The following is a 24,411-nucleotide window of genomic DNA, read 5'->3' as shown; positions in this document are numbered from 1 at the left end:
GATTTGATGAATGTGATCGTTGTCGGCGCGGGCATCGCCGGTCTCTCCACCGCATGGTCGCTGGTCAAGGCTGGCCATAGCGTTTCCATCGTCGAGCAGGGGCCGATCCCCAATCCGTTGGCGGCATCCGGCGACCATCACCGCATCATTCGCCGTGCCTACCGGGCCGGGACCGGCTACGGCCGGCTGATCAGCGAGGCCTATGAAGCCTGGGACGAAATGTGGGCCGACCTCGGCGAGAACCATCTCGATTCCAGGGGCTTCCTCTGCGTCTCGCGCGAGCCGGGCGACGAAGCCGAGGAATACCGGGAAGGGCTGGAGGAGGGAAACTATCCGTTCGACCTGCTGGAACCTGATGCCGCGGTCGAACGCTGGCCTTTCCTGGAGCCGGGCTCGTTCCGCTACGCCTACTTTTCACCGGAAGGCGGCGCGCTGCATTGCCGCAAGATCGCGTCCGGCCTGGCCAAGTGGCTGCGCGCCAACGGCGCCAACGTCTACGAGAACAGCAAGGTGACGGCGGTCGACTCCGAGGCAGGGCATATCGTGCTCGCGTCCGGCGAGACGATGCAGGCCGACCGCATCGTCGTCGCTGCGGGCGCCTGGGTGCTGAAACTGTTCCCCGAACTCGGCGGCGAACTGAAGACGTACCGAACCGCGCTCGCCTATGTCGAACCGCCGGCGGACCTCAAGGCCGTCTGGGAAGTTGCGCCCGTGGTCCTCGATGTAGGTGGCAAGACCGACGGCTACATGATTCCGCTGACCCGAGGTGCCGGCATGAAATTCGGTTCAGGCCTGCACAGGGTGCCGACCAGCGACGCCGACTGGAACCGGCAGCCGGTGCCGGGCGAGGGCGAGGCGATCCGCAACCTGTTTTCACCGCCGATCGCCCGCATCGAGGAGTATGAGGTGACCGAAGTGGTCACCTGCGCCTACACATTCACGGACGATGAGAAATTCCTGGCGCATGAGACGGGCAAGTGCCTGATCGTCTCGGCCTGCTCGGGCCATGGCTATAAATTCGGGGCGGCGGTCGGCCGGCGTGTGGCGGCGGCTGTCGATGATGGCGATATTGCCGGCCTGAAACGTTGGTTGCGAGCCGAAATCGCCTGAATTCAGTCCTGGCAATGCCTGGGAATATGCACGCGCCGCCAGCCGGATGAGCCTTCGCGCACCAGCACGCGCCGCGCGACGGTCTGGTAGGCGCCGGGAATGTCGATGACGCGCCTTTGCTCCGGTCGCACCAGCACCTCCTCGGCGATCCTGTCATATTGCGCCGGAATGACGACGCGCCTTGTGCGCTCCGGCCGGATCACCACCGTTTCGGCGACGCGTTCATAGCGCGCCTTGTGCCGGACCTTGCACAGCACCTTGCGGCCGTGGATGACGCGCCATTCCCAGGAATAGCCGCCATCATCGACCTTGACTGTGTGGTAGACCGTACGGGTGATTGCGGGCACCACCTCATAGGTCACCTGTGCCGGAACCGTCATCACCACCCGCTCGCGCGTGCCGTAGATCGGCGCTTCATAGTCGACCTGCTGGCTGGGCGGACTGATCATCACGTCCTCGTAGACCGTGTCATAGACATCAGGCGTTTGGACCGGCTCATAGCATTCGACGGCGCGGCCGCCGGCCGCCGTCTGCGAAATCGAGCCGAGCATGGTCAGCCCGGCCATGGCGAAGCATGCGGTTTTCCTGGACATGACGTTCCCCCTGTTGAACCGCGGACACAAGTTCAACGTTGAATTGTAGGGGAAGCGGTCCGCGAGAAAAGCGGGTTCGGCGCATTCGTTAAGTGACGCGGTTAAGAAACTGCTACCTGTCAGGCCGCAGGTGCCGTCGCGAGCCGGCGGAAGCGCCCGCCGTTGCGAATCTCGCCTGGAAAGCTTGATTCGACTTACCCAGATGGCTAGGAGGGGTCGGCCTTGCACAAGGATGAGCCGGCATCCTATTTACACAATAACGATCCAGAACCGATTCTGCCCGAGTTGCCAGCATGTCCGGCGCCGGAATCCCACCGCGAGACAAGAGATAACGAATGAAGAACCCCGTCGAAACCTACATGAACCTCGTTCCGATGGTGGTCGAACAGACCAATCGCGGCGAGCGGGCCTACGACATTTTCTCGCGCCTCCTCAAAGAGCGCATCATTTTCATCACCGGTCCGGTCGAGGACGGCATGGCGACGCTGGTCTGCGCGCAGCTTCTGTTCCTGGAAGCCGAGAATCCGAAGAAGGAAATCAACCTCTACATCAATTCGCCCGGTGGCGTCGTCACCTCGGGCATGGCCATCTACGACACCATGCAATTCATCAAGCCGGCCGTGTCGACGCTGTGCATCGGCCAGGCGGCCTCCATGGGCTCGCTGCTCCTGACCGCCGGCCACAAGGACATGCGCTTCGCCACGCCCAACGCCCGCATCATGGTTCACCAGCCGTCCGGCGGCTTCCAGGGCCAGGCGTCCGACATCGAGCGTCATGCCCAGGACATCATTAAACTGAAGCGCCGCCTCAACGAGGTGTACGTCAAGCACACCGGCAAGAGCTACGACGAGATTGAAAAGACGCTCGACCGTGACCATTTCATGACCGCGGACGAGGCCAAGGACTTCGGCCTGATCGACAAGGTCATTTCGTCGCGCGAAGCGGCCGAAGGGGCGCTGGCATAACGGCATATTGGCAGTTGGATGGCGGCATCACGCGCTTTTGGCGCGTCTTGCGGCATTTCGGCCACAATTGGCTGTTCCCTCGACGATCGGGATTGCCTACGTTAAGGCTATGTTGATTTTCGACGGCTTAGCTTTGTGTGGGGTTGCTGCGAATCATTGCCACGTTTTCTGATTTGTGTTTCGTACGGAATACGTTGCGGGAGCCGGGATACTGGCGGCGGCGGATTCCCGCGATAAATAGAGTATGCGCCCTTTCAGCCAGACCATCGGCGGGCGGCCATGAAAGGACATGAAAATGAGCAAAGTCGGCAACAACAGCGGCGATTCCAAGAACACGCTTTATTGCTCGTTTTGCGGCAAAAGCCAGCATGAGGTGCGCAAGCTGATCGCCGGCCCGACGGTCTTCATCTGCGACGAATGCGTCGAGCTGTGCATGGACATCATCCGCGAGGAGAACAAGACCTCGATGGTGAAGTCGCGCGAGGGTGTGCCGACCCCGCAGGAGATCCTCAAGGTTCTCGACGACTACGTTATCGGCCAGCCCTACGCCAAGCGCGTGCTCTCGGTGGCCGTCCACAATCACTACAAGCGCCTCGCCCATGCCGGCAAGAACAACGATGTCGAACTGGCCAAGTCCAACATCCTGTTGATCGGCCCGACCGGTTGCGGCAAGACGCTGCTGGCGCAGACGCTCGCCCGCATCATCGACGTGCCCTTCACCATGGCCGATGCCACGACGCTGACCGAGGCCGGCTATGTCGGCGAGGACGTCGAGAACATCATCCTGAAGCTGTTGCAGTCGGCCGACTACAATGTCGAACGCGCCCAGCGCGGCATCGTCTACATCGACGAGATCGACAAGATCTCGCGCAAGTCCGATAACCCCTCCATCACCCGCGACGTGTCGGGCGAGGGCGTGCAGCAGGCGCTGTTGAAGATCATGGAAGGCACTGTCGCCTCGGTACCGCCACAGGGCGGCAGGAAACATCCACAACAGGAGTTCCTGCAGGTCGACACCGCCAACATCCTGTTTATCTGCGGCGGCGCCTTCGCCGGGTTGGACAAAATCATATCGGATCGTGGCCGCAAGACCTCGATCGGCTTCGGCGCCACCGTGGCATCGCCCGAGGATCGCCGCACCGGCGATGTCTTCCGCCTTGTGGAGCCGGAGGATCTCTTGAAGTTCGGCCTCATTCCCGAGTTTGTCGGCCGTCTGCCGGTCCTGGCGACGCTGGAAGACCTCGACGAGCCGGCGCTGATCCAGATCCTGACCGAACCGAAGAACGCACTGGTCAAGCAATACCAGCGGCTGTTCGAGATGGAGAATGTCGACCTGACCTTCCACGAGAACGCATTGTCTGCGATCGCCAAGCGCGCCATCGAGCGCAAGACCGGCGCGCGTGGCCTGCGCTCCATCATGGAAGCGATCCTGCTCGACACCATGTTCGAACTGCCGGCGCTCGAAGGCGTGCGCGAAGTGGTGATTTCGGAAGAAGTGGTGACCGGCAGTGCCCGGCCGCTCTACATCTATTCCGAACAGAAGGAAAAGAAGGGCAATGTCAGCGCCTGACATGCCACTTGAACCCATATTTTTGTGGAACGGCGCCCTCGGGGCGCCGTTTTGCCATGAGAGGCATGCGACCTTCGCGAGGGAATGGAACGCCGGCGATGTTAACTCTTGATCTTTGGCCCTCCTGCATCCACCTAACACGAGAAGGCCGAGGTGCCCGATTTCTGTGCTGTAAAACTCCCGTCACAACGGTGGTAGGCGGAACGATCCCCGGTCGTTAATATAAGATTCGCGGTTGGCCGATTGGCGGCCGCGACATGAAAGGTTGGACAATGGCCAAAATAACCAAGGCTCCCAGCGACGGCGTCTTCGCAGTCCTCCCACTGCGCGACATCGTGGTGTTCCCGCACATGATCGTTCCGCTCTTTGTCGGGCGTGAAAAGTCGATCAAGGCGCTGGAAGAGGTGATGGGTCAGGAAAAGCAGATCCTGCTCGCCACCCAGATGAATGCCGCCGATGACGATCCGGAGCCCGATGCCATCTTTGATATCGGCACGCTCGCCAACGTGCTGCAATTGCTGAAGCTGCCCGACGGCACCGTCAAGGTGCTGGTCGAAGGCGCCTCGCGCGCGAAAATCACCGCCTTCACCGACCGTCCCGACTTCCATGAGGCCCGCGCCACCGCGCTGGTCGAGCCGGAAGAGGAAGAGGTTGAGGTCGAGGCGCTGGCTCGTTCGGTCGTCACCGACTTCGAGAACTACGTCAAGCTCAACAAGAAGATCTCGCCCGAGGTGGTTGGTGCCGCCAGCCAGATCGACGACTATTCCAAGCTCGCCGACACGGTCGCTTCGCACCTCGCCATCAAGATCCCCGAAAAGCAGGAGATGCTGGCCACGCTCTCGGTCAAGGAGCGGCTGGAAAAGGCGATGGGCTTCATGGAGGCCGAAATCTCCGTCCTGCAGGTGGAGAAGCGCATCCGCTCGCGCGTCAAGCGCCAGATGGAGAAGACGCAGCGCGAATACTACCTCAACGAGCAGATGAAGGCGATCCAGAAGGAGCTCGGCGAAGGCGAGGATGGCCGCGACGAGGCCGCCGAGATCGAGGCCCGCATCAAGAAGACCAAGCTCTCCAAGGAGGCTCGCGAAAAGGCGGAAGCCGAATTGAAGAAGCTGAGGACGATGTCGCCTATGTCGGCGGAATCCACCGTGGTGCGTAATTATCTCGACTGGATCCTGTCGATTCCGTGGGGCAAGAACTCCAAGGTCAAGCAGGACCTGGCGTTCGCGCAGAACGTGCTCGACACCGACCATTTCGGTCTCGACAAGGTCAAGGACCGTATCGTCGAGTATCTCGCCGTGCAAAGCCGCCAGAAGAAGCTCAAGGGGCCCATCCTGTGCCTCGTCGGCCCTCCCGGCGTCGGCAAGACCTCGCTCGGCAAGTCGATCGCCAAGGCGACCGGCCGCGAGTTCATCCGCATGGCGCTGGGCGGCGTGCGTGACGAGGCCGAGATCCGCGGCCACCGGCGCACCTATATCGGCTCGATGCCCGGCAAGGTCATCCAGTCGATGAAGAAGGCGAAGAAATCCAATCCGCTCTTCCTGCTCGACGAGATCGACAAGATGGGCCAGGATTTCCGCGGCGATCCGTCGTCGGCTTTGCTGGAGGTGCTCGACCCCGAGCAGAACTCGACGTTCATGGACCACTATCTGGAGGTCGAGTACGACCTGTCGAGTGTGATGTTCGTGACGACGGCGAACACGCTGAACATCCCTGCGCCCTTGATGGACCGCATGGAAATCATCCGTATCGCCGGCTACACCGAGGACGAGAAGATCGAGATCGCCAAGCGGCATTTGCTGCCGAAGGTGGTGCGCGATCACGCGCTGCAGCCGAAGGAGTTCTCCGTCAGTGAGGACGCGATCCGCGCCATCATCCAGACCTACACCCGTGAAGCGGGCGTCAGGAGCCTGGAGCGCGAGCTGATGAAGCTCGGGCGCAAGGCGGTGACCGAGATCCTGAAGACGAAGAAGAAGACTGTGAACATCACGGCGGACAATCTCGCCGATTATCTCGGTGTTCCGCGCTTCCGCTTCGGTCAGGTCGAGGCAGACGACCAGGTCGGCGTCATCACCGGACTTGCCTGGACGGAAGTCGGCGGCGAGCTGCTGACGGTCGAAGGCGTCATGATGCCCGGCAAGGGCCGCATGACGGTGACTGGCAATCTGCGCGACGTGATGAAGGAATCGATTTCGGCGGCGGCCTCCTATGTCCGCTCGCGCGCTCTCGATTTCGGCATCGAGCCGCCGCTGTTCGACAAGCGCGACATCCACGTCCACGTGCCGGAGGGTGCCACGCCCAAGGATGGGCCGTCGGCCGGTGTGGCGATGGCGACCGCGATCGTCTCCGTGCTGACCGGCATTCCGGTCAGGGCCGATGTCGCCATGACCGGCGAGATCACGCTGCGCGGCAGGGTGCTGCCGATCGGCGGTCTGAAGGAGAAGTTGCTTGCCGCACTGCGCGGCGGCATCAAGAAAGTGCTGATCCCGGAAGACAACGCCAAGGATCTGGCGGATATTCCTGACAACGTGAAGAACGGTATGGAAATCATCCCGGTCTCGCGGGTCGGCGAGGCGTTGCGCCACGCGTTGGTGCGTATGCCGGAGCCAATCGAATGGGTCGAACCGGTCAATCCTCCTGCCGCGACGGACACTGCGGATGACGCCGGAAAGTCGCTTGCGCATTAGTTCTTGCTAAGGTTGCAGCGCACAAACAGAAAGCCGGGCCTCGCGCCCGGCTTTTTCATGTGAAAAACCCCGGAATTCCGGGCTTTTTTCCATTCTTTCCCGGCTTTTCGACTTGGTTGCGCGAGCGCTTCTTTCTAAAGTCCGTTTCCTGCCGGATGAGTCGTGAGTTCCGGTGTTCTCATGGAAGGGAATTTTTATGAACAAGAACGAACTGGTGTCCGCTGTTGCCGACGCCGCGAGCATTTCGAAGGGTGACGCGCAGTCGGCTGTCGATGCGGTATTCTCCGTCATCACCGGCGAACTGAAGAAGGGCGGCGATGTCCGGCTTGTCGGCTTTGGCAATTTCACCGTGTCAAAGCGCGCAGCCTCGACCGGCCGCAACCCTCAGACCGGCGCCGAAGTAAAGATCCCGGCGCGCACCGTGCCGAAGTTCTCGGCCGGCAAGGGTCTCAAGGACGCCGTCAATTAAGCGCCTTTTTTAAATTTCAAAATATCAGAAAAGCCGGGCAAGCCCCCGGCTTTTCTTTTGCGCTCCTACTGGTCGATAGGTTCGTGATTGCGAGCTACCCGGTCGGCGCGTCCGCCCGCATCAGGCCGTCCTTCTTCAGGTCGGCCCAGAGTGCCGCCGGCAGTCTCGCATCGAGCAGTGACCGATTGCTTTCGACCTCGCTTGGCCGCTGGCCACCGGGGATCACCGACACGACGGACGGATGCAGCAACGGGAACTGCAACGCTGCCTCGATCAGGCGCACGTCATGCCGCCGGCAGACCGCCTCGATGCGCGCCACCCGGTCGAGCACGTCCCGCGGCGCTTCGGTGTAGTTGTAGAAGGCACCCGGCTTCGGCCCCGTGGCCAGGATCCCGGAATTGTAGGGGCCGCCCAAAACGATGCCGATGCCGCGCTTCTGGCAGAGTGGCAGGAAGGATGTCAGCGCCTCCTGCTCGAGCAGCGTATAGCGGCCGGCAAGCAGGAACAGATCGAAATCACCGCGCTCGGCCAATGTCTGGGCAACCTGCCATTCGTTGATGCCGCCGCCGAAGGCCTTGATGACGCCCTGGTCGCGCAAGGCAAGCAGTCCGTAATAGCCGGAGCGCATAAACTCCTCTATGCGCTGGTCGGACGCTTCCTTGCTGCCATGGGTGAAGATGTCGACGTCGTGCACGAACAGAATGTCGATGCGGTCGACGCCGAGCCGTTCCAGGGACGCTTCGAAGGAGCGCATCACGCCGTCATAGCTGTAGTCGTAGACCTCCTTGCGCGACGGCGTGTCGAAGAACTTGCCGATGCCGGTGCGCTCTTGCGGCGGACAGGCGCGCATGATGCGGCCGACCTTGCTCGACAGCACGTAGTCGTCGCGTTTCTTGCCGCGCAGGAAGGGGTTGAGCCGCGTCTCCGACAGGCCAAGCCCATAGAGCGGCGCGGTGTCGTAATAGCGGCAGCCGGTCGCCCATGCAGCCTCCAGCGTCGCATTGGCGTCCTCGTCGGAGACGGCGCGGTAGAGGTTGCCGAGCGGCGCCGTGCCGAAGCCGAGTTCGGTGAAGCTGATGCCGCCATTGCCGATGCGGTCGAAATGCCGTGTCTTCATATCCTGCCGTTTGCCTCATTGATTTGTCTGAAATGACACTATCACGCTCGTGGCACAGCAAAAGCGCGCAGGGGCGTTGGACACGGATTTTGGCGGTGATAGCATGAATAAAAACAAGCTGTTCGGGGAGAGACGTGACCGGGAATTTCCACTCTTCTTCGACCTCGGATCGTTGGACGGCACCGTCGTGAGCGATGGGGGCTCGCAGATGTTCAGGACCGCTCTGGACGAGCTCGGCACTGTGCTGGCGCGCGTCGACGACGGCCGGATCGATGCCGCCTGCGAGATGCTTGCAGGAGCACGGCAGATCGTCGTCTATGGCTGCGGCCGCGAGGCCTTGCAGGTCAAGGGCTTCGCCATGCGGCTCCATCATCTGGGCCTGCCGGTGTCGGTGGTCGGCGACATGACCACGCCGCCCGTGGCGCAGGGCGATGTCTTCCTGGTCACTTCCGGGCCTGGAGAAACCGCGACCGTGCTGACCCTGATGCAGGTGGCGCGCCAGGCCGGCGCGACGGTTCTGCTTCTGACCGCCCAGCCCGGCGGCAGTGCAGCGCGCTTGGCCGACTTCACGCTGCTCGTGCCGGCGCAGACCATGGCCGACGACCAGGGCCCGCAAAAAACATCGGTCCTGCCGATGGGATCGGTGTTCGAAGGCGCGCTGTTCCTGCTGTTCGAGGTCATGGTGCTGAAGCTCAGGGGGTTGACCGCGGCCTCGCCGGAGGCGATGCGGGCCCGTCACACCAACATGGAGTAGTGCGATGCGCTACGAGCTGATGCTGCCGCACCAGATCCGCAAGGCGATCGCCCAGAACTGGCCGGTCGCGCTGCCGCTCGGCGTGCTCGAATACCATGGCGAGCACATGGCGGTCGGCATGGACACGCTGGCGGTCGTCAAGACGCTGGAGCTGTTTGAGAAGGAGCGGGAGATCGTCATCCTGCCGCCCTTCTACTACGGCGCGGCGAGCTACGCCGTGGCGCCGCCGGAGGGCACAGGCTCGGTGCAGGTTGGCGGCAATCAGCTGGCGCCCTTCGCGGAGGAACTGTTCTACAGCCTTCTGCGCATCGGTTTTCGCGACATCCACGCCATTATCCACCACCAGACCGAGAATTTCGCCGCCGGCATGCCGACCGATCTCGCCTTCAAGGCCGCCGGACGTCAGGCGATCTTCCGTTTCCTTGAGAAGGAACGAGGTGAAGGCTGGTGGGGCTCCGAGGCGATGGCCGCCTACTATGCCGAGCATGCCGAGGGCAGCAATTTTTTCAACTGGGTGCAGGTGCATCCGCTGATGCCGGCCGAGATGAACGGCAAGTACCCGTTCGATCATGCCGGCATCGGCGAGACCTCGCTGATGCTGGCGCTATGCCCTGAGGCTGTCGATGCCGGCCATTTCGCCGACAATACGAGCTGGTATACGGCCAGCGCTCCGGATGCCTCGGCTGCGCTCGGAGCAGAGGGCGTTGCCATGATCATGGATCACCTGCGCACGATCCTGAGGGGCTAGCGCGGTTCTCCTTCTCCCTTGTGGAGAAGGTAAGGACGGCGCCGCCTATTTCACCGCTCCCGCGGTCATACCCATGATCAGGTAGCGCTCCAGCGCGATGCCGATGACGGCCAAGGGCGCGATTGCCGCCGTGGCAAGCGCTGCCATCGACCACCAGTTGATGCCTTGCGAACCGGTCTGGCTCGCCACCATGACCGGAATTGTCTTGGCGTCGGTCGAGGTCAAAAGGGCGGCGAAGAAATACTCGTTCCAGCATAGCACCATCGCCAGGATGAAAGCCGCGACCATGCCGGGCAGGGCAATCGGCATGACGATGCGAAAGAACGCGCCCCAGATCGACAACCCGTCGACGAGGGCCGCTTCCTCGAGCTCGACCGGGATGGAATTGAACTGGTCGCGCATGATCCAGATGACGATCGGCAGCACCATCAGCGTGTAGAGCAGGATCAGCCCGATGCGCGTGTCGAGCAGTCCGACTTCGCGGTAAAGCACCAGGAACGGCAGTGCGAGCACGACCGGCGGCAGGATGAGCTGCGACAGGAAGAAGAAGGAAATGTCCTCGTTCTTGAACCAGGCGAAGTGATAGCGGTAGCGCGTGAGGCCGTAGGCGGCGAGGCTGCCGATGACGATGGCGAGGCTCGACGCGCCGACCGAAGTGATGACCGAATTCATGAAGCGCTTGAAGAATTCGTCGCGGACGGTCGACGTCTGGAAGATCGAATCCGGCGACAGGCCAAGCGATCGCCAGCCCTTCCAGTCCGGCTGGAAGTCGACGAAGGGGATCAGATGCCCCTGGGTCACGTCTACCGCCGACTTGAACGAGGTCGTGATCGTCCAGTAGATCGGAAAGAGGCAGATGAAGGCCCAGAACACAAGCGCGCCATAGATGAAGACGCGGCTGGTGATGAAGCTCGCCGGCGAGTGGATTTCGGAGACGGTATAGTCGGTGGTCTGAACGCTCATGATCCCTGCCGCACTAGTTCACATTGCGCACGAAGCGGTTGGCGACCTTCAGCAGCCAGGTCACGAACACCACGATGATGACGAGATAGGCCATCGCCAGCATCGTGCCGTAGCCGACATTGGAACGGTCCCGGTACTCGCGATAAATAAAGCTCGACACGGAATCGGTGGCGCCGCCGGGACCACCCGAGGTGACCGTGATGATGATGTCTGCCAGTTTCAGCTTGAAGATGATGCGCAACACGACGGCGGTCACCGACACCGGCAGCATCAGCGGGAAGGTGACCTGCCAGAAGGTTTGCCAGGCCGTGGCGCCGTCGACGCGCGCGGCCTCCAGCACCTCGCGCGACATCGCCTGCAAGCCGGCAAGCAGCATGATCATCATGAAGGGGATGAAGGTCCAGGCGTCGAGCATCATGATCGAGATACGGGCGGTGATCGGGTTGGAGAAGAAGGCGGGGTTGTCCCAGCCGAGGTGGCGGGCCAGTGTCGCCGCCGGCCCGAACCGGTACTCCATCAGCGATTTGCCAATCATCCACGAGACCGCGACCGGCGACAGCATCAGCGGCATCAGGAAGACGACGCGAAAGAATTTGCGCGCCCGGATCTGCGCGTTGAGCAGCAGCGCCAGGCCGAAGGCGATGACATATTCGACCAGCACCGCCAGCACATAGAGCACCATGTTGAACAGCGCGTTGCGATAATAGGGATCGCCGAGCATCTGCCAGAAATTGTCGAGCCCGTTGAACTTGCGGCCCGAGAATGAACTCAGGTTCCAGTCGGTCAGCGCGATGTAGAAGCCGAACAGGGTCGGGAAGATCACCATGGCGATGGTGAACAGCAGCGCCGGCAGCAGGAACAGCGCCCGCTGGCCGTCTTCGCCGCGCGTCAGCACCTGGCCGACGCCGAGCGCCACGCCCCACAGCACATAGGCGTAGACCACGGGCCGCCATGTCTCGAAGCCGATCGTGTCGACCTCGCTCTTGTAGAGGATTTGCACCAGGATCGTTGCCAGAAGGCCGAGCGTCGCGACGGCCATCAGGGCCCAACCAAGCCGTTTGCGGCCGGGCGGGATCAGATCGGTCGGTACGGAATTTGCCGGCCACGCATTCGTGGTCGAAGTCTGGTCAGCCACGCCTCTTGCCTCTTTTGCGCAAATGACCGGCCGAAGCCGGCCGAGATACGGCCCGGCGAACAGGTTCCGCCGGGCCATAACGCCTGCCTACAGACCGAGCGAGGCCTTGTAGAGCTTGATCTGGTTGTCACGGCCGATCTGGTCGGTCAGCTTCTCCCAGGCCGCGGCAATGGCGTCTGCGCCCTCCTGGGCCTTCATCTTGCCGGCGAAGGTGTTAGCCAGAATGTCCTCGGCGGCTGAATAGTATTGGAAGATGCCGGGAATGCGTGGCTCGATCGCCGCGTTCGGGTGGTTGTAGCTGTCCGATTCCGACTTGAGATAGGAGGTGATGAAGGCTTCGTCATAGCCCGCCGCCACCCACTCCGGAATGTCGAAATGTGAGTTGCGGTAGGGCTGGAAGCCAGACGGGTACATCGCCGTCCAGATCGACAGGTCCTTGCCGCCGAGATGGGCGGCGGCGGACCATGCCGCCTTCTTCTTCTTCTCGTCGCTATCGACGCGGGCCATGACGTATACGCCCCAGCCGAGATAGGCGCAGTTCGGCGCATAGTTCGGTCCGCTGGCGAGTTTGTCCCACTGCCCGGTCTTGGAGTTGTAGACATCGTCGGAGCCGGGCAGGATCGAGAAGCCGGTGACGTCGCCCACGACGGAGGAGTCGTTGGTCTTGACGTTCGAGCCGACATCGCCCCACCAGGTGACCATCGAGCCGGTGCCGGCCAGGAACTGCTGGAAGGCGGTGGTGTTTGGATCGGCGTTGATTTGGTCGGCAGGCTCCGAAGGCAGCGCGTCGATCACGTCCTGTATGGCGCGCACCCAGGCCGGATTGTTGATGCGCGGCTTCATCGTGTCGGCGTCGAACAGCCAGGCCTTGTCGTCGGGGTGCTTGGCGTAGGCGGTGGCGCGGCTGCCGAGGAAATAGAAGCCGAATCCGCCCCAGGGTTTCGGCGCGTCGAGATAGCCGTAGACGTCCTGACCCTTGACCTGCTTGCCCTTGAGGAACTTGGTGACCGCCTGGACCTGCTGCCAGGTCTTCGGCACGCCCCATTCACCGCCGCCGCCGCCGTCCTTCCAGGCCTTGGCGAGGTCGGCATCGGAAAACACATCGGTGCGGTAATTGAAATTATGAGCGTCGCCGTCGACGGTCACGCGGTACTGCTTGCCGTTCCAGGTGCCGACAGGCGGCTTCAGATAGTTGACGAGGTCGTCGAAATCGATCTGGGTCTTGACCCAGTCGGGCATCTCGGACGTGAGGCCCTTGCCGCAGACGTCGCCCTCGAACGGCGCGCCCATCTCGATGATGTCGAAGTCGACCGTGCCGGTGGCGATCGACTGCTGCAGACGGGCATTGTAGTCGGCCTGCGCCAGATCGATCCAGTTGATCTTGGCGCCGGTATAGGTTTCCCAAGGCTTCAGGAAGCCGCGGAACAGCACATTGTGCAGGTTCTGGTTGTTGAGACCCATGAAGGTAAGCTCGACGCCGGCGAATTCGCCTTCCTTGACATTGGCCTTGGTCGCCTCGAGGCAGAGCTCGCCGACCTTCTGGAAGTCGGCGTCGGTCGGCTGACCCTTGCCCACGCCGGGGATCTGCAGGATTTTCGAGCGCAGCTCACTGGCGGCGGAGGCCGGGCGCGTGAGGGCGCCGAGCCCGGCGCCGGATGCGGCAGCGATCGCGGCCATCGAGGCCGCGCCCTTCAATATGTCGCGTCGGGTTGCCCCCGCGCGGACCAGCGTTTCGTAGAGACCTGTTTTCATCGATGTTCCTCCCAGAATATCTGTTGTGAATGCGGCCAAATTTCTCAGGCGCTGGAGCGCCAAACGATTCTCCCGGTTCGGAAACGAACGATGCAGGACCCCACCTGCTCGATTGAGGTTCCGTTTTTTTGGTTCGGGCAACCGGTATTCGGACCAGCGCCCGTCACTATTCTCGCAACCAAACGCCGTGTCAACGAGACCGGGTTTTGTCGGGAAGAGACCGGCTTGCCCTGGCAGGTCGCGTTGGTTAGCTTCTGCGCATACGGCAATGGAGCCGATGGGGGAGATATGGCTCAAGTCGCGATCAGCAAAGTGGCCAAGGCGTTTGGAACCGTCAAGGTTCTGCACGAAGTCAGCGTCGATATATCTGACGGCCAATTCGTGGTGCTGGTCGGTCCTTCGGGTTGCGGCAAGTCCACGCTGCTGAGAATGGTGGCGGGGCTGGAGACCGTCTCCGGCGGCACGATCGCCATCGGCGACCGTGTGGTCAACCACTTGCCGCCGGCCAAGCGCGACATCGCCATGGTGTTCCAGAACTATGCGCTCTATCCGCACAAGACAGTCGAGCAGAACATGGCCTTTGCGCTCAAGCTGCGCAAAACCGATCCGGCCGTGGTTGCCGAGCGGGTCAAGCGCGCCGCCGACATCCTCGACCTCAACCCTTATCTGAAACGCTATCCCCGGCAGCTTTCCGGCGGCCAGCGCCAGCGCGTCGCCATGGGCCGCGCCATCGTGCGCAACCCGCAGGTGTTCCTGTTTGACGAGCCGCTCTCAAATCTCGACGCCAAGCTGCGCGTGCAGATGCGCACCGAGATCAAGGAACTGCACCAGCGGCTGAAGACCACCACCATCTATGTCACGCATGACCAGATCGAAGCCATGACCATGGCCGACAAGATCGTGGTGATGCGCGACGGCCGCATTGAACAGGTCGGCGCACCGCTGGAACTGTTCGACCGGCCTGCCAACTTGTTTGTCGCCGGCTTCATTGGCTCTCCGTCGATGAACCTGCTCAAGGGCGTCGCGCGCAAGGGCGGTGTCGACATCGCCGGCGCTCTGTTCCCGGTCGCGCCCGGCAGCGCCGTGGAGGAAGGGCGCGCCGTCGTCTATGGCGTGCGCCCGGAGCATCTCGAGATTCATGCCGATGGCGTGCCTGCCAAGATTTCGGTGGTCGAGCCGACTGGCTCGGAAACCCTGGTCTTCCTGCGTTTCGGGGACGGCGAGATGGTGGCGCTGTTCCGCGAACGCCACGACTTCAAGCCCGGCGATACGCTCAAGCTCAGGCCGCGGCTCGACCACATCCATCTGTTCGATGCCGAGACCGGCAGGCGTCTCTGATCTCAAACTCATTTCACGAGGAATATCATGCTCAAAGGGATCAATCCGCTCCTCAATGCCGACGTGCTCCAGGCATTGCGGGCGATGGGACACGGCGACGACCTGATTGTCGCCGACACCAACTTCCCCTCCGATTCGGTGGCGCGCCAGACGGCGCTCGGGCGGCTGCTGCGCATCGACGCGCCGGCGGCGCAAGTCGTGAAGGCGGTGCTGTCGCTCTACCCGCTGGATACGTTCGTCGACGATTCGGCCGCGCGCATGGAGATCGTCGGCAAGCCGGACGAGATCCCGCCCGTCCAGCAGGAAGTGCAAAAGGAGATCGACGCCGCCGAGGGCAAGCCATGGCCGATGCTGCCGGTCGAGCGCTACGCTTTCTACGAGCGCGCCAAGCAGGCTTACTGCGTCATCCAGACCGGCGAGCGCCGTTTCTACGGCTGTTTTGCCTTCCGCAAGGGCGTAGTCCCGCCGGATGCGGAGTAGCGGCATGCTGGCCGGCAAGCCGATCGTCATCCTCGGAGTCTTCGTCGCCGACACGGCCTATCGCGCCGCGCGGCAGCCGCGCATGGGCGAGACGATCCTCGGAACGTCCTTCACCCTCGGTCCCGGCGGCAAGGGTTCGAACCAGGCGGTTGCGGCCGGTAAGCTCGGCGCCGATGCAACCTTCCTCACGCGCCTCGGCGTCGATGCCTTCGCCGACATGGCCAAGCGCACCTGGAAGGACGCCGGCGTGAAGAATGCCGTGATCGACACGCCCGACAGCTATACGGGCGCTGCCTATATTTTCGTCGAGGAGGGCACCGGCAACAACGCCATCATCGTCAGCCCCGGCGCGGCGATGCTGATCTCGCCCGACGACATCGAGGCCAATGCCGCCCTGATTCGTGGTGCCGGCGTCTTCGTGACGCAACTCGAACAGCCCATCGAGGCGGCGCTGCGGGCGTTGGAGATCGCGCGCGGGGCAGGGGTGACGACCATCCTCAACCCGGCTCCGGCGGCCAGGCTCCCCGACCGCATCTATTCGCTCTGCGACTACCTCACGCCCAACGAGACCGAGACGGAGGAGTTGACCGGCATGAAGGTCGCCTCGGTCGATGACGCCCGCGCAGCCGCCGGCAAGCTGCTCGAAAAGGGCGCCGGCGCCGTCATCGTCACGTTGGGAGAGAAAGGCGCATTGCTGCACACGAGGGATCGGTCCGAACATGTCGCCGCCGTCAGCGCCGGCCCGGTGGTCGAGACCACGGGAGCCGGCGATGCCTTCAATGGCGGCCTGGCCGCCGCGCTGTCGCGTGGGATGGAGCCCCTGCAAGCCGTGCGCTTTGCTTGCGCCGTTGCGGGCATTTCGGTGACGAGGCCGGGCACCGCGCCGTCCATGCCGGACTTGCACGAGGTCGAGGCGCTGCTGGCGAGGGGCTGAGGCGTTTGAATGAAAGGCGCCTGAATGGTGGGCGATGACGGGCTCGAACCGCCGACATCTTCGGTGTAAACGAAGCGCTCTACCAACTGAGCTAATCGCCCGCTCCGGGCCGGACCTTTAAGCGGTCGGGGCCAGCTTCGCAAGGCCAAATGAGCGTGGGACGCCGTCGTTGCGGGCCGTATTTGCGAACAACACGCCGGCTGTCAAAAAACCTTCTCCAGTTTGATGTTATGATGGTTTCGTGCGCTTGACACCCGGTGGCGAACCCCTTATCCAGCGCCCAACGACGAACACGGCTGACACGTGCTCGTCAATGCGCGGGTGTAGCTCAGTTGGTTAGAGTGCCGGCCTGTCACGCCGGAGGTCGCGGGTTCGAGCCCCGTCACTCGCGCCATTAGTTTCAAGGGGTTAGCTACCGCCCCTTGAAAAAGTTTCAACTCTCATTTTCCGGAGAGTTTCAACTTTTCGTATTCATTCCGTTCCTGGCCGAGCAGTTTCCTGCCCCTATGTCGGGCTGCGCAGACGGCTACCAGATTGACCGGCATGTACGTCTTCTGGAGCGCCTTGTTCTGGTCGATTGAATTGGCCATCTTGGCCGAGATCGCCTCGATCGAAGCGCCGCTGGCGCGGCGTTGGCCTCGACCGCACCGGAACGCCCAACGTCCATGAACCGGGCGGGCCGAGGGGGGACGCATCGCGATATTCAAGCGGTTCAACCGCTACGGCACCGGTATAGTCTCGGTTTGTGTGAAGACTGCATGTCCGGCCGTGAACACTACGGTATTGGCTAGCAGCGGAGAAATGCCCCCATCGTGCGGATAGACAAAGAATTTTTGCGGGCGCACGCGGATGCTTTCACAGGATCCTGTTAGGCAGGGCAACAAACTCAGACCATCGTGAGGTCGGTTAGGCTGGTGCCCGATCGCGTCCATTATTGTGGGATAGACGTCGATCAACTGCGATTCTCCGTCAGATACCGCAAAATCAGAGTCCGATTGAGAGGGCTTAATCATGAGGGTTGCCATCGACCTGCTTTCAAATGCTGCGGTGGTGCCTCCAAATGCGGTGATGCCGGAGTGATACGGCGGACTCATCTCTGAGCCACCGAGTCCATTCAAAAAGCCTGCCCACCCGGACCCGTGGTCAGATTGTATGACGATAATGGCGTCGTCATAGCGGTCCAGTCGCTTGAGCTCTTGCAAGAACTCCACAACAAGCTTCATGGCGCAACTGGCCTGAGACCTATAGGCAGCCTGGACCCCGACCGCCGCACGTTCGGGATCGACCATGCAATTTGCATCGAGCACGTAGGGGCCATGAGGAAGGATCGCTTGGAACAATGTGTATCTACCGCGTGCGGCAAACCGCTGTTCATTCGCGATCAGATATTTCATCCCCACAACAGCCTGAAATGGATGGACGCCTTGTTCTACGGTCTTCGGGATGTAGCTTTCCGCTTTGCGCTCAAATACCGCGCTAATCCGCTCGCCGGCCGAGTGTCCCCACCCCAAGGCCTCATTTGTCAAGAAATTTGGAAACAATTTTGCAAACAATAATCCAGAAAATTCGACAATTTGCGGGTGTTTGAGCGAGTATTGGTACTTGGTGATCTGCTCTGGCGTGAAGAATACATCTGCAACATTTGTCTGCAATATCTCCGGAAGCCCCACAACATCAACTGCGTAACCATCCGTCCGAAGATCTTTCAGCAATCCTTGATCGAAGGCTGCTCTCCAGGCGGGAAAGCTTCCGCTCCGAAATATGGTACCGGTCAGATAGCTCGCAACCGACGATAACGTATACGGATAGTTTGAAATATTCCGGCGCATAAACGTAAACCCGCGAAAAATGCTCCGGTCATTCATCTCTTCGATGGCGGCAAGTGCAAAATCTGACTGCATCTCATCGAGATGAAAGTGATATATATTTGGAAGGTCCGAGCGGCCATTTATAGACAAGCCGGATTTAGGAGAGTTTTCGGTTTCAGCCGGTGGCACTGGCAGGCCCGCAGCAACAGTGGCCAATCCGGCAATTAACGCGATCGACAGGATGGCAAAAACCCGAACCAGCGTGCCTAGAGTCGTAACTGCACCCACCGCCAACAGCGCGACCAAGATAGCAACTTCTACCGCAGTGATGGAGATGGGCTCCGGGCTTGTGAATGCTGCGCCATCTAAGCGACTCAGCTGAACGGGGGCAAAAACGTCGGCGAGTAATACGAAGGCCCCTAGAAGCAAATACGCCTTTTTTATGAAATCCCGAATTCCGAACAAGGTTAGAGCGCATACAAATATCAAGATAAATGCGCCGCCATAAAAGAAAATAGTGGGGAGCCAAATATCATACCCCAATTCCTTGGCGTTTTTCGCATAAAGCTCCAACGGAAAAAAAACGAAAAGGACTAATATTGGAAACAGTAAGGCAAGAAATGCCGTCGAAATTCTAACAATGCGATTGGCGTTAATACTCATTCGAAAATACCCGATAAAGTACCATCTCTTTTTATTTCATCGCCTATCGAATTGATAAAGTGTACGGCCGGTGGCCGACACTGTTTGTTTCTTCGCAATGCGGGAAACGGACGTAAGTGCGCATTCGAACGAAGAAGGGCTATAATCGGGGAAGATATCCTCTCGAAGAGCAAGCATCTGTCGAATTGTTGGATCATCCTTGGGGACGAACTCGATTATGCCGGTGGGAGCAACGTCAACAATCCATTTGACGGCCTGGTGCAAAGGCACGTTTCTGCCAATGGCAAGATGGTGCTCAAAAGCGAGAGCAAGAACCGCATCAGCTCTGAATCTCGACGAGAAACCCTTTCGTTCCTTCTGAGCCCATCCTTGATCAGGGCTGGGGTTCGCAGCATCCAGCCACAACGGAAGAAAGTTCATTTTAGCTGACGCGGCCCGCAAAAATCCGATGTCGACTGCGGTCTGATCGAAATCGAAGCCAACTACCGCTTTCGCGCCACCCTCCAAAGCGGCGACCGAAAAGTCGCCAGTATTGCAGCCCAGATCGATTGCGGTGGCGACTTGGCCGGATGCCGCGAAATCGTGGATCATTTGCCGCTTTGTCGAGGCCTCTTGACTGGAGTAGGTGTTCATACTCGCGTATGCGCCCCACACAGTCTTGCCGGTGTCGGCCGGCTCTAGACGTGCGATCCACCGGCGCAATTGGGATAAAATGCCGTGATACCCCGCCCGCGGTAGCTTTCTGCTTCGGCTAACCCTTTTGACAGCGTTGCTGGGATCATTCACGGAGCTCTGTTCAAGGCGACTTTGCAGCGTGACGTGGGTCAACATGTTCCACGAAAATCGCTCAGAAAATGTCAGCAAGCGAGCAAAATCGCGGGTGGAAATGCCCTCCAGCGCACCCCTGAACCATGAATTGTGGGCGATTCCCTTCACAGCTCGGAGAAGCAGCGGATTAAGAAACTGCTCGCAGAATTGTCTGTGACCCGTCCAATACTCCCCGTCCCGATATGGCCTAACAGAGAGGATATCGATGAAGATGGGCTTGGAGCCAACGAACTGCACATTGTAGGCGCTTGCGTCAGAAAGGACAAAATTCTCGGTCAATAGTTGTATTTGCAGGTCAAGATGATGCAGGGCTGCTGCCTTCAACGCACCGAAAGACCATTCGTAGGGATAGCTCACGAATGGTATCGCTCCGTGTTCCAACACGTAAGCTGGTTTTCCTACGACCTCGGGCCAATCTGCGGGGGCGACCTCACTGGTCCGGACTATTTTATCCAGCTCGGCGTAACGTAGCAGGATGCCCGCATCCCGGGCGGCCTCATAGCTCGCTTTGCCCTGGTCGGTCACTGTGCGGAAAACCCGGCCATCGGAAACAAAGACCGACCCGGAAGGATCTCGGAACGATCCATCCTCAAAAACTAGTCCTGAACCTTTCATTTCCGGTCTGTACGATTCTTACCGAAAATGCGCGCCAACAGCAGTTTGAGGCGATTGTAATAGATGGTTAACACGGTGGTGCCCGCCGCGACACCTGCAATCAAGCCCTGCAGCAGCATGCTCCCGGTGCCCGGGTCGAGATATGCGTGAGCCGACACCGTCAGACTCAATAAATATAGCATCCCAAGTGAAGCTGTCAGTCTCATCTTGTACAAAGGCCCATACTCCCCATCGGCTCTGCGCGCGGTTGCTGTTTAATGCGCCTTTAATGCGATCCAACGCGTTTGACCAGACATTTGTCACAAATCTTTCACACTTCGAGAAACTTGTGGTGACGGAAATGGCCGCGACAGCGTGTCGCTAGTGAGCCACTCTGTCGCTGTGCGGCGCCAAACATTTCGGATTTTTGCGATCGAACATGTCTCCGCCAAAATGGTCAACGAACGCCTTCGTCGCGGCGGGTCGGCGAAGTGAAGGCGATAGTCCTCATATTTGCCGCTCTACCATATCGCCGGCACGTGCCCGTTCGATGAGTGATGGCGCCGGGGGTTAACACGATTACGTTTGGCATCAGTGGGAGGTCGGCTTCTCGGTTGCTGCCGCTTGGGCGTCGATTGCGTCGCTCCTTGACCTGCAACATCATGGCGTGGGGCTGCTTGAATAACGATGTACTTGGCGCCGTGCCGAGCGGAGGTGGCCGGCGCCCTTTTTTGGGGGCGGGTGGGGTAAACCCGACTTGCAGGACGCCGGCCAGGCGGGTTGGGGTCCGCCAGGAAGTATAATGCCAGAAAACCTTATGGTTCGATATTCCGCGATAGCGGAACATCTGCGCCACATGAGCGAGTTCCAGCCGATCTCAAGGGCCTATGATCCGGCTGCTCATCCACCGGCGTAGGTAGCGCATATCGGCTTTCTGGCCGCAGATCTTGCAGGTGTAGACGTTGTGCCTTTTTGCGCGCCGAGCGCCATCATGCGGACGGCCGGGAGGGGCGGGGAGCCCGTCGACCGTAGGCATAGCGGCTCTCGGGAAGACGCCTTTTATGGCAGCTCTGCTATCTACCAGCCCTGCCGACTATACCAGTCGTCGACGTCTCGGCGTACGCGATCCTTCTCGATGCCGTAGCGTTCCTGGATAATGCCCTCAAGCTGATCGCGTTTGCCGGCGATGCGGTCGAGATCATCATCAGTGAGCTTCCCCCACTGCTCCTTGACTTTACCCTTGACCTGCTTCCAGTTTCCTTCGACGCGGTTCCAATCCATTGTGGCTATCTCCTGAATCACACATGGAAGAACGGGTGTATCGCCATGAGGTTCCGGTGGGCCAAATCCCCGCCGATCACCGCCAGCGGGAACGCTGCGGCTGCGCTTGGCATCAGTGACGATGTGCGCCGGCTTCTTGTTTCCCCTCACGCGTTGTTCACGGCGGCGCCAGCCTGAAGTCGCTCCCCTCTGGCAGCAATTGCCCGCCATCGACGATAATCGTGGTGCCGGTGATGTAGCTGGCATCGTCGGAGGCCAGGAACAGGAAGGCATTGGCGACGTCGCGCGGGCTGCCCAGCCGGCCGAGCGGAATGGCGTCTTCCATGTTCTTGATGAAGGCAGCACCCCGGTGAAGCTCTATTCCCTCGGTGAGAATGTTGCCGGGTTCGACGCCGTTGACGGTTATGCCGTAGCCGGCGAATTCGAGCGCCGCCGAACGGATCAGCCCGTTTATGCCTGCCTTGGTCGCGGAATAGTGGCCGTGGCCGGGACTGGTGACGTGCGGGCCGGTGATCGAGGAGGTGAACAGCATGCGCCCGCGGCGCTGCGCCTTCATCGGCACCAGTGCGGCGCGGGCGGCATTGAAACTGCCGCGCAGATTGACCGCCATGACGCGATCCCAGTCGTCCGGGCTGGTGTTCTCCAGCAATTGCCAGGGATAAATGCCGGCATTCTGGACGATGATGTCGAGGCGGCCATGGTGCGCGAGCGCCAGCGCGACGGCGGCCTCGACATCGGCCAAAAGCGAGATGTCCGTGCCGATGAAGGCGGCGTCAAGTTCACTGGCGGTCGCTCGCCCCACCTCGATCTCGGTGTCGGCAAGCACAAGCCTGGCGCCTTCTTCGGCGAAACGTTGGGCGATGCCCTTGCCGATGCCGCGCGCGGCGCCGACGATCAGCGCTACTTTGCCCGACAGTCTTCCGGTCTCTGGCCGTACGGTCATGCGAGCCTCTGGCGAATGGTTTGCTTGAAGGCGTCGAGCAGGACCGCCGCCAGCACCAGCAAGCCGTGAATGACCTGGGTGAAGTTGGCGGGCAGGCCCATCAGATTGATCGCCGTGTTGATGGCCGACAAAAGCAGCACGCCGGCATAGACGCCGGGTAAGGTGCCGACGCCGCCTTTCAGGCTGACGCCGCCGATGACGACGGCGGCGAAGGCGTTGAACAGCAGGCCAACGCCGAGATTGGCGGTGGCGCCCGATGTGCGGATGGCGAGCAGCCAGCCGGCAAGGCCGGCTATGGCGCCGGCAAGCACGAAGGCGATGATCAGGTTGCGGTTGACGCGGATGCCGGCGCGGAAGGTCGCCGTCTCGTTGCCGCCGATCATCACCAGATGCCTGCCGAAAGGCGTCTTGGCCATGATCAGCGAGAAGACGACGAAGCAGGCGATCGCGATCCAGGCGGTGAGCGGCAGGCCGATCAGCCGCTGGATGCCGAACCAGCGGATGGCAGGCGCCAGATCCTGCGCCGAACGGCCGCCGGAAATGACCAGCACCAGGCCGCGCACCCAGATGTAGGAGGCCAGCGTGATGATGAAGGCGCTCATCTTGACCTTGACGACCAGGACACCGTTGAAGGCGCCGATGACGCCGCCGACGGCAAGCGCCAGCAGCAGCGAGACCGGCACCATCAGCCAGTCCGGATGCAACTGTACGCCGAAGCCGATGCCCGAAGAGCAGAACAGGATGCCGACCACCATGGCGCTGAGCGCAGCCACCGATTCGACCGACAGGTCCATGTGCCCGGCGATGATGACCAGCGCCAGGCCGATCGACATCACGCCTAGCACGCTGGAGGCTTCGATGATGTTGGCGAAAATACCGAGCTGGAAATAGTTGGGAATGAAAAGGGAGAACACCACCAGCACGAAGACCAGCATGAACCAGACGAGATTATCGAGGACGAACTCGAGGATTTGACGGGTGCGGGGGCTCATGGGCTGATCCGGTTTGGGTTCGAATGCCGCGGCGGCTCTATGCCGGGCAATTCTGCCGGGCAGGGCGGCTCCGGGCGGGTGGCCCGGAGCCGTTCTGGGGAAGGTTTATTCGACGGACTTCACGGTGTCCTTCGGCGGCTTCTGGTTGCCCCAGAAGGCCGGGTTGTCGACGTTCTCCTTGGTGATCGCGGCACCCGGGATCTTGATGTTCGGGCCCCAGGCCTCCTTGGTCACCACCGATTTCAGGCCAAGCACGTCATAGTCGCCGGGCTTGATCTCCTGCTTGTTGACGACCTTGTCCATGAACATGGCGACCGCCGCGGCCTGCGCGTAGAGCGGCTGTTCGACTTCGACGTTGAGCCAGCCCTTGCGGATCAGGTCGAGGCCGACCGGCGCGCCGTTCGAACTCATCAGCATGACGTCGCCCGGCTTCTTGCCGGCGGCCTCGAGCGAGGCGACGGCGGCGACCGAAAGATGCGCGGCGTGGCTGAAGATCAAGTCGATGTCGGGGTTGGCAAGCATCTGGTCGGCGACGATGGTGCCGGCGTTGCTGGCCTCCCATTGCATGGCCGGCAGCGAGATGATCTTGACGTCCGGGAACGCCTTCATCTTCTCTTCAAAGCCTTTCTGGATGTCGAGCGTGTAGGGATCGCCGGGGTCGCCGAGCACCTGCAGGATCTTGCCCTTCAC

The 24,411-nt window shown here is 61.1% G+C and carries 22 protein-coding genes and 2 tRNA genes; 11 read left to right on the top strand and 13 right to left on the bottom strand.

The window, feature by feature from the left end:
• Nucleotides 1–6 precede the first annotated feature (6 nt).
• Nucleotides 7–1,110: an FAD-dependent oxidoreductase gene (locus tag FJ946_RS00120; RefSeq protein ID WP_140493943.1), complete on the top strand. Its 1,104-nt coding sequence runs from the start codon at nucleotides 7–9 to the stop codon at nucleotides 1,108–1,110.
• Between the two features lie 2 nt (nucleotides 1,111–1,112).
• On the opposite strand, the gene FJ946_RS00115 is transcribed toward FJ946_RS00120, so the two are convergent.
• On the bottom strand, nucleotides 1,113–1,703 hold the full coding sequence (locus tag FJ946_RS00115) for a hypothetical protein (RefSeq protein ID WP_140493941.1): 591 nt from the start codon (nucleotides 1,701–1,703) through the stop codon (nucleotides 1,113–1,115).
• A gap of 335 nt (nucleotides 1,704–2,038) precedes the next feature.
• Here FJ946_RS00115 and clpP point away from each other — a divergent pair, with 335 nt between their 5' ends.
• From clpP to FJ946_RS00095, 4 genes are all read left to right on the top strand, one after another.
• Nucleotides 2,039–2,668 carry an ATP-dependent Clp endopeptidase proteolytic subunit ClpP gene (gene clpP / locus FJ946_RS00110; RefSeq protein ID WP_027028064.1) on the top strand — a complete coding sequence of 210 codons (630 nt, stop codon included), beginning with the start codon at nucleotides 2,039–2,041 and terminating at the stop codon, nucleotides 2,666–2,668.
• 295 nt (nucleotides 2,669–2,963) lie between these two features.
• Entirely contained in the window at nucleotides 2,964–4,238 is a 1,275-nt protein-coding gene (gene clpX, locus FJ946_RS00105; protein ID WP_140493939.1) for an ATP-dependent Clp protease ATP-binding subunit ClpX, read from the top strand.
• 272 nt (nucleotides 4,239–4,510) lie between these two features.
• On the top strand, nucleotides 4,511–6,922 hold the full coding sequence (gene lon / locus FJ946_RS00100; protein ID WP_140493937.1) for an endopeptidase La: 2,412 nt from the start codon (nucleotides 4,511–4,513) through the stop codon (nucleotides 6,920–6,922).
• A gap of 196 nt (nucleotides 6,923–7,118) precedes the next feature.
• Nucleotides 7,119–7,391, top strand: a complete 273-nt coding sequence (locus FJ946_RS00095; protein ID WP_006201846.1) for an HU family DNA-binding protein — start codon at nucleotides 7,119–7,121, stop codon at nucleotides 7,389–7,391.
• Between the two features lie 94 nt (nucleotides 7,392–7,485).
• Here FJ946_RS00095 and FJ946_RS00090 read toward each other — a convergent pair whose 3' ends face one another.
• Nucleotides 7,486–8,508 carry an aldo/keto reductase gene (locus FJ946_RS00090; protein WP_140515754.1) on the bottom strand — a complete coding sequence of 341 codons (1,023 nt, stop codon included), beginning with the start codon at nucleotides 8,506–8,508 and terminating at the stop codon, nucleotides 7,486–7,488.
• Between the two features lie 208 nt (nucleotides 8,509–8,716).
• On the opposite strand from FJ946_RS00090, the gene FJ946_RS00085 reads away from it, so the two are divergent.
• Both FJ946_RS00085 and FJ946_RS00080 read left to right on the top strand, forming a co-directional pair.
• Nucleotides 8,717–9,262, top strand: a complete 546-nt coding sequence (locus FJ946_RS00085; protein WP_140522180.1) for an SIS domain-containing protein — start codon at nucleotides 8,717–8,719, stop codon at nucleotides 9,260–9,262.
• A gap of 4 nt (nucleotides 9,263–9,266) precedes the next feature.
• The gene (locus FJ946_RS00080) at nucleotides 9,267–10,010 is read left to right on the top strand and encodes a creatininase family protein (RefSeq protein WP_140565250.1); all 744 of its coding nucleotides are present in this window, start codon (nucleotides 9,267–9,269) and stop codon (nucleotides 10,008–10,010) included.
• A 45-nt stretch (nucleotides 10,011–10,055) separates the two neighbouring features.
• On the opposite strand, the gene FJ946_RS00075 is transcribed toward FJ946_RS00080, so the two are convergent.
• The 3 genes from FJ946_RS00075 to FJ946_RS00065 form a co-directional block, all read right to left on the bottom strand.
• Nucleotides 10,056–10,973 (bottom strand): carbohydrate ABC transporter permease, encoded by a 918-nt coding sequence (locus FJ946_RS00075; RefSeq protein WP_140493928.1) that lies wholly within the window; start codon nucleotides 10,971–10,973, stop codon nucleotides 10,056–10,058.
• Between the two features lie 13 nt (nucleotides 10,974–10,986).
• On the bottom strand, nucleotides 10,987–12,108 hold the full coding sequence (locus FJ946_RS00070; RefSeq protein WP_140521848.1) for a sugar ABC transporter permease: 1,122 nt from the start codon (nucleotides 12,106–12,108) through the stop codon (nucleotides 10,987–10,989).
• Between the two features lie 87 nt (nucleotides 12,109–12,195).
• Nucleotides 12,196–13,860 (bottom strand): sugar ABC transporter substrate-binding protein, encoded by a 1,665-nt coding sequence (locus FJ946_RS00065; RefSeq protein WP_140493924.1) that lies wholly within the window; start codon nucleotides 13,858–13,860, stop codon nucleotides 12,196–12,198.
• A 288-nt stretch (nucleotides 13,861–14,148) separates the two neighbouring features.
• On the opposite strand from FJ946_RS00065, the gene ugpC reads away from it, so the two are divergent.
• Genes ugpC through rbsK form a run of 3 tightly spaced genes read left to right on the top strand, consistent with a single transcriptional unit; the run spans nucleotide 14,149 to nucleotide 16,612 of the window.
• Nucleotides 14,149–15,198, top strand: a complete 1,050-nt coding sequence (ugpC, locus tag FJ946_RS00060; RefSeq protein WP_140565253.1) for a sn-glycerol-3-phosphate ABC transporter ATP-binding protein UgpC — start codon at nucleotides 14,149–14,151, stop codon at nucleotides 15,196–15,198.
• Between the two features lie 27 nt (nucleotides 15,199–15,225).
• Complete coding sequence (locus FJ946_RS00055) at nucleotides 15,226–15,678, top strand: RbsD/FucU family protein (RefSeq protein WP_140493920.1); 453 nt, start codon at nucleotides 15,226–15,228, stop codon at nucleotides 15,676–15,678.
• Nucleotides 15,679–15,682: 4 nt separating this feature from the next.
• Nucleotides 15,683–16,612 (top strand): ribokinase, encoded by a 930-nt coding sequence (gene rbsK / locus FJ946_RS00050; protein WP_140493918.1) that lies wholly within the window; start codon nucleotides 15,683–15,685, stop codon nucleotides 16,610–16,612.
• Between the two features lie 25 nt (nucleotides 16,613–16,637).
• Here rbsK and FJ946_RS00045 read toward each other — a convergent pair.
• A tRNA-Val gene (locus FJ946_RS00045) sits at nucleotides 16,638–16,713 on the bottom strand.
• Nucleotides 16,714–16,929: 216 nt separating this feature from the next.
• Here FJ946_RS00045 and FJ946_RS00040 point away from each other — a divergent pair.
• Nucleotides 16,930–17,006 (top strand) — tRNA-Asp (locus tag FJ946_RS00040).
• 325 nt (nucleotides 17,007–17,331) lie between these two features.
• Here FJ946_RS00040 and FJ946_RS00035 read toward each other — a convergent pair.
• The 7 genes from FJ946_RS00035 to FJ946_RS00005 all read right to left on the bottom strand — a co-directional run.
• Nucleotides 17,332–19,083, bottom strand: a complete 1,752-nt coding sequence (locus tag FJ946_RS00035; protein ID WP_140565256.1) for a sulfatase-like hydrolase/transferase — start codon at nucleotides 19,081–19,083, stop codon at nucleotides 17,332–17,334.
• A 36-nt stretch (nucleotides 19,084–19,119) separates the two neighbouring features.
• Nucleotides 19,120–20,526: a class I SAM-dependent methyltransferase gene (locus FJ946_RS00030; RefSeq protein WP_140522018.1), complete on the bottom strand. Its 1,407-nt coding sequence runs from the start codon at nucleotides 20,524–20,526 to the stop codon at nucleotides 19,120–19,122.
• Nucleotides 20,523–20,732, bottom strand: a complete 210-nt coding sequence (locus FJ946_RS00025) for a hypothetical protein (RefSeq protein WP_140495002.1) — start codon at nucleotides 20,730–20,732, stop codon at nucleotides 20,523–20,525. The genes FJ946_RS00030 and FJ946_RS00025 overlap by 4 nt, the downstream gene beginning before the upstream one ends.
• A gap of 850 nt (nucleotides 20,733–21,582) precedes the next feature.
• A complete protein-coding gene (locus FJ946_RS00020; RefSeq protein WP_140493912.1) occupies nucleotides 21,583–21,786 on the bottom strand; it encodes a CsbD family protein in 204 nt (67 codons plus the stop codon).
• 157 nt (nucleotides 21,787–21,943) lie between these two features.
• Entirely contained in the window at nucleotides 21,944–22,729 is a 786-nt protein-coding gene (locus FJ946_RS00015) for an SDR family oxidoreductase (RefSeq protein WP_140568189.1), read from the bottom strand.
• Nucleotides 22,726–23,721, bottom strand: coding sequence for an ABC transporter permease (locus FJ946_RS00010; protein ID WP_140568190.1), 996 nt, complete (start codon nucleotides 23,719–23,721; stop codon nucleotides 22,726–22,728). Before FJ946_RS00010 ends, FJ946_RS00015 begins: the two co-directional genes overlap by 4 nt.
• A gap of 105 nt (nucleotides 23,722–23,826) precedes the next feature.
• The coding region (locus FJ946_RS00005; RefSeq protein WP_140732011.1) for a substrate-binding domain-containing protein at nucleotides 23,827–24,411 on the bottom strand (585 nt) is incomplete at its 5' end.

The organism is Mesorhizobium sp. B2-4-7 (assembly GCF_006442685.1).
Lineage (GTDB): Bacteria > Pseudomonadota > Alphaproteobacteria > Rhizobiales > Rhizobiaceae > Mesorhizobium.
The sequence above is the reverse complement of the archived record's forward strand: the minus strand, read 5'-3'. Positions and strand labels throughout refer to the sequence as shown.

Excerpts from the sequence above, each read along its gene's own strand:
- clpX (WP_140493939.1), top strand. The coding sequence starts at position 2,964 with ATGAGCAAAGTCGGCAACAACAGCGGCGATTCCAAGAACACGCTTTAT.
- clpP (WP_027028064.1), top strand. The coding sequence starts at position 2,039 with ATGAAGAACCCCGTCGAAACCTACATGAACCTCGTTCCGATGGTGGTC.
- FJ946_RS00025 (WP_140495002.1), bottom strand. The coding sequence starts at position 20,732 with ATGAGACTGACAGCTTCACTTGGGATGCTATATTTATTGAGTCTGACG.
- FJ946_RS00015 (WP_140568189.1), bottom strand. The coding sequence starts at position 22,729 with ATGACCGTACGGCCAGAGACCGGAAGACTGTCGGGCAAAGTAGCGCTG.
- FJ946_RS00075 (WP_140493928.1), bottom strand. The coding sequence starts at position 10,973 with ATGAGCGTTCAGACCACCGACTATACCGTCTCCGAAATCCACTCGCCG.
- FJ946_RS00020 (WP_140493912.1), bottom strand. The coding sequence starts at position 21,786 with ATGGATTGGAACCGCGTCGAAGGAAACTGGAAGCAGGTCAAGGGTAAA.
- FJ946_RS00010 (WP_140568190.1), bottom strand. The coding sequence starts at position 23,721 with ATGAGCCCCCGCACCCGTCAAATCCTCGAGTTCGTCCTCGATAATCTC.
- FJ946_RS00090 (WP_140515754.1), bottom strand. The coding sequence starts at position 8,508 with ATGAAGACACGGCATTTCGACCGCATCGGCAATGGCGGCATCAGCTTC.
- FJ946_RS00080 (WP_140565250.1), top strand. The coding sequence starts at position 9,267 with ATGCGCTACGAGCTGATGCTGCCGCACCAGATCCGCAAGGCGATCGCC.
- FJ946_RS00065 (WP_140493924.1), bottom strand. The coding sequence starts at position 13,860 with ATGAAAACAGGTCTCTACGAAACGCTGGTCCGCGCGGGGGCAACCCGA.
- FJ946_RS00085 (WP_140522180.1), top strand. The coding sequence starts at position 8,717 with ATGTTCAGGACCGCTCTGGACGAGCTCGGCACTGTGCTGGCGCGCGTC.
- rbsK (WP_140493918.1), top strand. The coding sequence starts at position 15,683 with ATGCTGGCCGGCAAGCCGATCGTCATCCTCGGAGTCTTCGTCGCCGAC.
- FJ946_RS00035 (WP_140565256.1), bottom strand. The coding sequence starts at position 19,083 with ATGAGTATTAACGCCAATCGCATTGTTAGAATTTCGACGGCATTTCTT.
- ugpC (WP_140565253.1), top strand. The coding sequence starts at position 14,149 with ATGGCTCAAGTCGCGATCAGCAAAGTGGCCAAGGCGTTTGGAACCGTC.
- FJ946_RS00055 (WP_140493920.1), top strand. The coding sequence starts at position 15,226 with ATGCTCAAAGGGATCAATCCGCTCCTCAATGCCGACGTGCTCCAGGCA.
- FJ946_RS00030 (WP_140522018.1), bottom strand. The coding sequence starts at position 20,526 with ATGAAAGGTTCAGGACTAGTTTTTGAGGATGGATCGTTCCGAGATCCT.
- FJ946_RS00095 (WP_006201846.1), top strand. The coding sequence starts at position 7,119 with ATGAACAAGAACGAACTGGTGTCCGCTGTTGCCGACGCCGCGAGCATT.
- FJ946_RS00120 (WP_140493943.1), top strand. The coding sequence starts at position 7 with ATGAATGTGATCGTTGTCGGCGCGGGCATCGCCGGTCTCTCCACCGCA.
- lon (WP_140493937.1), top strand. The coding sequence starts at position 4,511 with ATGGCCAAAATAACCAAGGCTCCCAGCGACGGCGTCTTCGCAGTCCTC.
- FJ946_RS00115 (WP_140493941.1), bottom strand. The coding sequence starts at position 1,703 with ATGTCCAGGAAAACCGCATGCTTCGCCATGGCCGGGCTGACCATGCTC.